This is a genomic window from Thermoactinomyces sp. CICC 10521, from assembly GCF_016055135.1.
Taxonomy (GTDB): Bacteria; Bacillota; Bacilli; order Thermoactinomycetales; family Thermoactinomycetaceae; genus Thermoactinomyces_A; species Thermoactinomyces_A daqus.
The window spans coordinates 1-7,101 of sequence record NZ_JAECVZ010000053.1; the positions used below are offsets into that span (position 1 = coordinate 1).

Consider the following 7,101-nt stretch of genomic DNA (forward strand, 5'->3'; position numbering starts at 1 on the left):
CGGCGTCTTCTCCTCAAACGTGGCATTCCCCACACGATTCCAGAGCGTAAAAATCAGGCTGAGCGCCGGTCCAAAAAGCCAGGTCGTCCTCTCTCCTTCCGATACGCACGTCGAAACATGATTGAGCGTTGCATTAACCGTCTGAAGCAATGGCGTGGCTTTGCCACGCGCTATGAAAAACGGGCGGTTTATTTTTGTGCTGCCATTACCTTGATTTCCTTGATGATTTGGCTCAACTAGTGATTCACCAGACACGCCCTAGTAGCTAGGACTATTCCTTCGAATGAAACTTCAAGTTGGAGCAGGTGTTATTGTGAAGGAACGGGGGATTGTTATTAAGAAGGGATGGACCTTATGCTAGAGTCCATCCCTTAACGTTATCTTAGGAGTTTGGTTAAACACGCTTTCCTTTCTCGCGTTTCTCCAGGTAATCTTTTCTTCTTCTACTAGGGCGGGTAAACCCTTGATTCGATAGTTTCTTTTGTACCCGGTCGACTTCTGTATTCAGCGTTTTTAGCTCTTTATTCAAGCGTTCGATTTCTTGAGCAATATCGATTAACCCTCAAGTATAGAAAAGACTAAACTAGTGCTCTACCGTCTGTTCCTTTCTTTATTGGAGGTATATCAGCTCTTACTCCGTCATGTTCTATTTCAATAACACCAAGAAAACCGGTTATTTTCGAGGTATCCGACATAACAGGGAAGTATTGCTCCAGCTCTTGGAAATTCCCAACCCGGTCAGTTAAGTAATAGTACATTTGACGAGAAGGTAATACTAGGAATCCCCCAGCTAAATCACCTTCTAGCATACCGAGTTTAAGTCTGTTTATTGCTCGATGACTTGAAGCTATGTTTCCTGTTTCCCATTCTACTCCAAAATACTTTCCATCACTTAATGCTAAGGAAGAGTCAATCTTTCTATCTTTGATCGACTTCTTACTTACAATCTTTTCGTCTTCCCAACCTAGCTGATTTAACTTCTCAATAAATGCATCTTTAATCGGCTTCACACCATTAGCTTGTTTTCCATCAAAAAGAAAAAAACCATTACTTCCCTTTGGATGTTCAATTGCTTTGATGGCTTGAGTAATATCGTTTATAATTCTTTTATAGTCTTGTGTGGCTGAAAATACCCCATCATCAATTAGAGTTACAGTCCTCATTATTTTCATAGATGATTTGCTCAACCTCTTGAACAATAACACTAGGCTTTATTCCTAAAGCCTGTGCTATCAAAAAAATAGTATGTAAGGTTGGCTTTCTTTTTCCGCGCTCAATAAGACTGATAAAACTCCTGTCTAGACCACACCGTAGAGAAAGTTCTTCTTGTGACATTTTACATTTTTTTCTACTTTTTCTAATAACAAGAGCCAACGCTTCTTCTATTTTCAAGAGGTTATTTCCTCCCTTCATAACCCAAATTCTCAGGGAGGGTATACTCAGTGTCTACGGACTATAGTCTTCATTCGTTATAAAGGAGAAAAAGTCACTTAGAAAGGTGAGTTGTAACAATGTTTGACTCTCCATTTTTCAGAGCTTTGGACATTAAGAACGATAAAGAACTCAAGACGTTTGCTAAGTTATCACAGGTGAGTGTTAAATCCTTAAAGTATTATGCAGAAAAAAACATCTTTCCAAGTATAGAAGACTTAAGAAAGATAATGAATTACACAGGATGTTCAGAAGCAGAACTAAGATTAAAGATGGGTGTACTGAATCAAGAATTGGTCAAAGCATTAAGAAAAAATTCTTCAAAGATACTTGAATTAATCGCAGACGAAATTAGTTCTGTTGAGCAAGAAGTAAAATCCAATCATGAGTTATCCTTTACCACGGAATATGGCAAGATGTTTCAGGGAGACTGTTTATCGTTAATGAAAACTATGGAGGACGAATCCATAGACCTTATTTTTGCAGACCCGCCATTCAACTTAGACAAGAAATACGAATCAGGTATAAACGATAAGGTAAGCGAACTAGAATACCTTGAGTGGACAGAGAAATGGGTATTAGAGTGTGTAAGGTTACTTAAACAAGGTGGTTCTCTATTTATCTGGAATCTACCTAAATGGAACACTTACATATCCAGTTTATTAAATCATTACCTTGACTTTAAACATTGGATAGCCGTTGATATTAAATACAGGCTTCCAATAAAAAACAGGTTATATCCTGCTCACTATTCTCTTTTGTATTACACTAAAGGTGAGAAAGCGAACACATTTAATGAACAGAGATTACCGTTAGAAGTATGCAGGCATTGTTATGGCGACATACATGACTACGGTGGTTATAAAGACAAGTTAAATATCAAAGGAATTAATTTAACGGATATATGGTCAGATATTCCTCCTGTTCGTCATAGTAAATATAAAACAAGAGGGAGTAACGAACTTTCACTAAAATTGCTTGAAAGAATCATTAGTCTTGCGACGAACGAAGGTGACATAGTATTTGATCCATTCGGTGGAAGCGGTACAACATATATCGCAGCTGAAATACTAAAAAGACGTTGGATTGGGATTGAAATAGGATCTACCCAGATTATAAAAAATAGATTTGACGATATTGAATGGCAAAGAGAGTATGTTAAACAAATTCAGGAAAATACTAACACTTTATTTACAGAGGAGATGAAGTTAAAACGGAGACAATTCGGTCACTGGTTACCAGAAACACTTAAAAGTAAGGGTGACAATAGTAAATCGAAGAGGGAGAAAGTCCAGAAGGAGGAAATTCAGTTCAAACTTAACTTCTAGTGAGGAAAGGTGCCAGAACCAACCAGTGCTTAAAACGAGTGCTGGTCTTTTTTCTGTATGTAATATAAATCATCATGTAGATGACGTGTATATCATTCCGTTATTAGTTTCCAATAGTTCGCTAACGTCTGGCCACATCTTTGGACAAATAGACTTCCGTTCCTTTCCCCACGATCCGACCGTTCTTTCTTACTGGCTGTGCTGACCTAGGCGGTAGACTTTTCTTCCTTTTCGAAAAGGATCGTGGGTTTGTTTGATTAATGAAAGATAAAATTGGAGCGCTATAAAATACGACATAAAAATCCTCCACTTAGCCTGGAAGGTTACCATTGTGGAGGAATTAGAACTTTTTGTGATAACAATAAACCCCACCTTCCATCAATTCCCGCTTGACATAATATATTGCTATAAAAAATACATAGCGGAAGGTGAGAGGAATTTGAGGAGACTTGATGCAAGTAAAGTTTTTCAACTCTTCATCATCGTTTTTCTCTTCGCATTTGTTGGCATAGGGATTTTGGGGAGTGACCAAGCTTTTGCGAGTGGAAGTAGCTTTAACGTTCCCCACGTGAATGATCACTTTGAAAAGGTTCAACCAGGCCCGGCATCGGAGAAAGAACCGTCATTGTCTCAGACGCCTCAAAAAGAGCAGGGAACGTTGGATTGGTTGACGAAACCTTTGAAGAATGTGTGGAATTGGACGAAGGAAAAAGCCTCAGAGGCCTGGGAATGGACCAAGGAAACAGCCTCCACCATATGGAACTGGATGGATAAGGTCATCGCGAAGATCAGCGAAGTCGTGGTGGATGCCCTTTCTGCTGTCTGGAACTGGATGATGGAACATAAGGGAATTACCATTACGATTTTAAGTATTATTGGTATCATCGTGGCCATCGTCGGTTTCGTTTTTGAGGTTGCTATTGCCGCCTTAGTCGGCGTTGGGGTTTTGTTGGGTGAAATTGTCAGTGCACTCATTTCATGGTTTTCAGGAAGCGGATTCCTGAGCGAGGAGATGCTTCGGGACATCATTATTGGGGGAATTGCCGGAGGAATCTCGGGACTGGCCGGTTATTTTGCAGAATTCCTGGCCGAATTCCTGATCGGAGAAACGGGGGTTCTGGCTTCGATCGGCTCCAGAATCCCCTGGCTGAGCCGGGCTTTTCCCAAAATGTTCGGTAATGCCGTGATGGCGGGAACGGACCAAGGCATAACAGATTACCTGAAAACGGGTAAATTCAATCTGAAAAGGGCAATGGTGGCCGCTGCGTTCGGTTTCTTCCTTGGCTTTGGCGGCTGGTACATAAGCGGCCATTTAGATGGCATTATTACCAAAATCAACGGGCTCAGCCTCTCGCCGGCATTCGAGGTATTTCCAGATGGAACTGCTTCTGCACCAAAGACAATCGGCGATACCCCATTCGGCCAGTGGTTACAGAAGTTTGCCAGCAAGTCAAATGGTAAGAAGTATGCCAGCGCTAGTTTTGAAGAGGAATCTTTATTAAAGAACAGTATCCGAAGTAAATTTGGTGAGGAAGAAGGAAAACGAAAAATAGATGCCTTATTTCGGGCGGTTTACAACAAAGCGTATAAAGAAGATCCAGTAAAAAGAGGTACTTTTGGTTTGCCAGATGACATCGTGGTAGATAACGGAAAAATCATTATTGTGGAGGAAGCAAAGCTGTATTCCAAAGATGCCATCAAAGATCTGGCTCTGTTAGCAGAGAAAAAACCTAAACAATTTATAGAAGAGGGTCTTATCGTTAAAAATAGCAAAGGAAATGAGTTTAATGCCTTTATTCAGTTATATAAACATAAAAACGCGATCGATTATCTAAATCAGCACTTGGATGACCCGACTATTCAAGAGAAGGCACGGGAACTTGGCATAACTCAAAGAGCAGATAAAGTCGAATATTATATCAAGGTTCCCGATTGGGCAGAGGATGAAGATATGAAAACGATTGTGGATACTTTTAAGAAACAGCTTGGCATTGTTGTAAAATACCGTAAGGTTAAATTTGGAAAATGAGATACTGATTTCATAAGGATGCAATGGTAAAAACGTGAAGTGAAAAGGGGAACTGACCAATGGATGAAAAGAATTATTTAGCTTATACCGGTTGGGGAGGCTATCTGGTGGATGGCTATTGGAACGCGGCAATCAAAATATGTGAAAAGTTATTAAAACATTGGGGAGGAATACAAGCAATAACGGATTATAAGGTGGGGGATATTGCAAGAGAGATCAAGGATTTAGCTGAATTCAGAAATATTGTTGAGACCCGGTTGAAGAATTTTGACGCCTTTAATGTCGTTTTTTTTAATCCCGTGGTTCAGGAGGAGCCCTATGTTCACCGCATGTTTATCAGTGATTCTGTAGTGGCGATTTCGGAGTATGATGGTGGGAAGTATTTCAAGGAGAATTCGGCGTTAACCGATCATTTTATCACGGTGATGAAAGACATTGCCCGGATCAGGGAGATTCAGGATCTGTGGTTGGGGAACTTGCGGGCTGGTTTTATGGGGAATATCTATTTTCTTTATCGCCCTGAAAAAATCTATGACTATAGGGCCTCTCTGGAACCGCATCCGCAGTTGCAAGAGTTATTAAATCTTTTGGAAGCTCACTTACCGAGGGAAGTCATTGTTGAAACGATTGTCCGGGAAATCGGAGAAGACTGTGTGGAGTATCTTGACAACGGCAAGATTTTTGTGCGTTTTTATGGGGAGCACTTATTTGATGTAAAGGTGGATAAGATTGCCTTATTGAATCAGATCCGAAAAAGAGTAGAAAGTTATTTAGACAAAAAAAACATACACTTTAAGCACCTCGTTTATTAAGAAAAACAAAAAATTCCCAATGATACGTTCCATTCTTTGTATACTGCCTGCCCCCAAACGAAAGCTTTTGAATCGTGAATCGTTTGGGGTTTTTAATCTGTTCCCGTCAGTTAAAGATAAGCAGGTATGTATTGAACAGGCAGAAGTTATTTCTTTTTCAGATGATGAGGGTTTAATACAATTAGTGAAATCGAGAGCTCATGGAACGATCAGACATACCGGTGGTCGTCAGATTTGGAGGGGGAAGACGCTAATAATTACAAAGTGAGGGATTGACATGGATGAAAAAATGAAATTACAAATGATTGACGGGATCAATAAAAGCAAAGATATTGTCATTGGTCGTTTTCGTTTTATGTTTCAATACCCTTTTCATCCTGATACTACATTTATTCTTTTGGAAATAGATGGTTATTACGGGGATTTTGGCATTTCTGTCACGCAGATGAGTGGTTGGGGAAGACAGTTAAATACCAATGCGCATGGAGAAGACAATTCAGATTTAACTGGATTTATTTTTCATATATACGATAATATCGATCAAGATGAGTCAGAGATTGTGGAAGACGATGAATTGGTAGAAGAGATAGATGAATTTGCAAAGGACTATTTTGTTTCTTTTTTTAAAAAGTGTTTTGATGAAGCCGGCGGAAAACAGTCCAAGCTCCCTTATTATTTGTTTTACCCGAATTCCGGAGATACCTATGATTTGTTAAATGACAAATGGACTTACCCACAATAATTATCTTTGCCAGAGTTAATAATTCATTGTTGCCATTTGTATTAGACAAAAGCCCATTCACCTGTGAAGATGGTTCAGGGTATTGTCTGAAAAGCATTTCTTAAATAATCCGGAAATTCGATAGATGCTTTTTCTAACTCATGTTACGTTAAAATCATAAATAATATTGCAAAGGAGTAGCTAATATGAACATTTGGGAATCTCACCAAATAGAAGAGAAAATTCGTGAAGTTTTGCAAGATGAATACAAGGGAGATCATCATTTTGGGAATCCTCTAATGACGGCATATCAAATTGCGATTGGCATTTGCAAACGATATCCTGATCTGTTGGTGAATATTGATATGCAAATTGGGGGAGAAGGCGTGGACAAATCCTTTGCACGCTATCTGGCGAACCAACTTTCTAAGAGAATAAAAAATGGAACAATTTCCGATATAGAAGGTTTTTCGATCTCGGGCAAATACATAAGGGAGATTGATTTCAGCGACCATGAGCATGTTGAACGTGAAGCCAATATCGGAAGTGAATTTTCTGCTTTCCGGTTGAAAGGCTAACCATTCTGATGGTGGAAGTAAAAAAGACGATCCAAGGAGATCATCATGTCTTTTCAAGAATAAGGAGAATAAAAACATGGCTACTTCCAAAAGGTAGCCATGTTGAGATTGATGACAAACCCCACCCTTTTCTTCGGAAAAGGAATGGGGTTTTGTATATTTCTAGGATATATACAGATAAAGTAAACCTGATGTGACCTAT

General features: G+C 39.4%; 8 protein-coding genes and 2 pseudogenes. 7 read left to right on the plus strand and 3 right to left on the minus strand.

The window, feature by feature from the left end:
- Positions 1-240 (plus strand): annotated as a pseudogene (locus tag I8U17_RS17465) (IS5/IS1182 family transposase); the annotation flags it as partial.
- Positions 241-394: 154 nt separating this feature from the next.
- Here I8U17_RS17465 and I8U17_RS18645 read toward each other — a convergent pair.
- From I8U17_RS18645 to I8U17_RS17480, 3 genes and pseudogenes are all read right to left on the minus strand, one after another.
- Positions 395-562 (minus strand): annotated as a pseudogene (locus I8U17_RS18645) (hypothetical protein); the annotation flags it as partial.
- Positions 563-578: 16 nt separating this feature from the next.
- Positions 579-1,172, minus strand: coding sequence for a PDDEXK family nuclease (locus I8U17_RS17475; RefSeq protein ID WP_198059929.1), 594 nt, complete (start codon positions 1,170-1,172; stop codon positions 579-581).
- Positions 1,141-1,392 (minus strand): helix-turn-helix domain-containing protein, encoded by a 252-nt coding sequence (locus I8U17_RS17480; protein ID WP_232331177.1) that lies wholly within the window; start codon positions 1,390-1,392, stop codon positions 1,141-1,143. Before I8U17_RS17480 ends, I8U17_RS17475 begins: the two co-directional genes overlap by 32 nt.
- 119 nt (positions 1,393-1,511) lie before the next feature.
- Here I8U17_RS17480 and I8U17_RS17485 point away from each other — a divergent pair, with 119 nt between their 5' ends.
- The 6 genes from I8U17_RS17485 (at position 1,512) to I8U17_RS17510 (ending at position 6,899) form a co-directional block, all read left to right on the plus strand.
- Complete coding sequence (locus I8U17_RS17485) at positions 1,512-2,759, plus strand: DNA-methyltransferase (RefSeq protein WP_198059931.1); 1,248 nt, start codon at positions 1,512-1,514, stop codon at positions 2,757-2,759.
- A 331-nt stretch (positions 2,760-3,090) separates the two neighbouring features.
- Positions 3,091-4,788, plus strand: a complete 1,698-nt coding sequence (locus I8U17_RS17490) for a hypothetical protein (protein WP_198059932.1) — start codon at positions 3,091-3,093, stop codon at positions 4,786-4,788.
- 59 nt (positions 4,789-4,847) lie between these two features.
- Positions 4,848-5,600 (plus strand): hypothetical protein, encoded by a 753-nt coding sequence (locus tag I8U17_RS17495; RefSeq protein ID WP_198059933.1) that lies wholly within the window; start codon positions 4,848-4,850, stop codon positions 5,598-5,600.
- A gap of 19 nt (positions 5,601-5,619) precedes the next feature.
- Positions 5,620-5,868, plus strand: coding sequence for an HNH endonuclease (locus I8U17_RS18955; RefSeq protein ID WP_370589288.1), 249 nt, complete (start codon positions 5,620-5,622; stop codon positions 5,866-5,868).
- A 9-nt stretch (positions 5,869-5,877) separates the two neighbouring features.
- Positions 5,878-6,342 (plus strand): hypothetical protein, encoded by a 465-nt coding sequence (locus I8U17_RS17505; RefSeq protein WP_198059935.1) that lies wholly within the window; start codon positions 5,878-5,880, stop codon positions 6,340-6,342.
- Positions 6,343-6,527: 185 nt separating this feature from the next.
- A complete protein-coding gene (locus I8U17_RS17510) occupies positions 6,528-6,899 on the plus strand; it encodes a hypothetical protein (protein ID WP_198059936.1) in 372 nt (123 codons plus the stop codon).
- Positions 6,900-7,101: the final 202 nt, after the last annotated feature.

Coding starts and splice junctions, on each gene's coding strand:
- I8U17_RS17475 (WP_198059929.1), bottom strand. CDS start 1,172: ATGAAAATAATGAGGACTGTAACTCTAATTGATGATGGGGTATTTTCA.
- I8U17_RS17485 (WP_198059931.1), top strand. CDS start 1,512: ATGTTTGACTCTCCATTTTTCAGAGCTTTGGACATTAAGAACGATAAA.
- I8U17_RS17495 (WP_198059933.1), top strand. CDS start 4,848: ATGGATGAAAAGAATTATTTAGCTTATACCGGTTGGGGAGGCTATCTG.
- I8U17_RS18955 (WP_370589288.1), top strand. CDS start 5,620: ATGATACGTTCCATTCTTTGTATACTGCCTGCCCCCAAACGAAAGCTT.
- I8U17_RS17505 (WP_198059935.1), top strand. CDS start 5,878: ATGGATGAAAAAATGAAATTACAAATGATTGACGGGATCAATAAAAGC.
- I8U17_RS17510 (WP_198059936.1), top strand. CDS start 6,528: ATGAACATTTGGGAATCTCACCAAATAGAAGAGAAAATTCGTGAAGTT.